Source organism: Pseudomonas fluorescens, from assembly GCF_000802965.1.
In the GTDB taxonomy this organism is placed as follows: domain Bacteria; phylum Pseudomonadota; class Gammaproteobacteria; order Pseudomonadales; family Pseudomonadaceae; genus Aquipseudomonas; species Aquipseudomonas fluorescens_A.
In genome coordinates, this window is record NZ_JSAK01000001.1 from 337,866 (window position 1) to 338,181 (window position 316).

General features: G+C 49.4%; 1 tRNA gene. It reads left to right on the forward strand.

The window, feature by feature from the left end:
• Positions 1-29 precede the first annotated feature (29 nt).
• Positions 30-106: transfer RNA gene (locus NL64_RS01570), tRNA-Asp, on the forward strand.
• Positions 107-316 lie beyond the last annotated feature (210 nt).

Genomic DNA, 316 nt, shown 5'->3' on the forward strand with positions numbered 1-316 from the left:
TCACCCACCATTCGTTTCAAGTGTTACGCGCAGCGGTAGTTCAGTCGGTTAGAATACCGGCCTGTCACGCCGGGGGTCGCGGGTTCGAGTCCCGTCCGCTGCGCCATATTCGGTAACCTGGAACACTGAACGCCAGGTCACCACGGAAAAACCCGCTAAAGCGGGTTTTTTTCTGTCTCAAGTTTGTACGTTGTACCCGCGGGTTGTGTCGTTTCACTGGTTTTCGGATTTATTTGAAAAAAACTTCAATTAAATCAACACTTTATGAAAACTTGTGGCATAATGCGTCCCGTAACGAAGCGAAGGGTGATTAGCT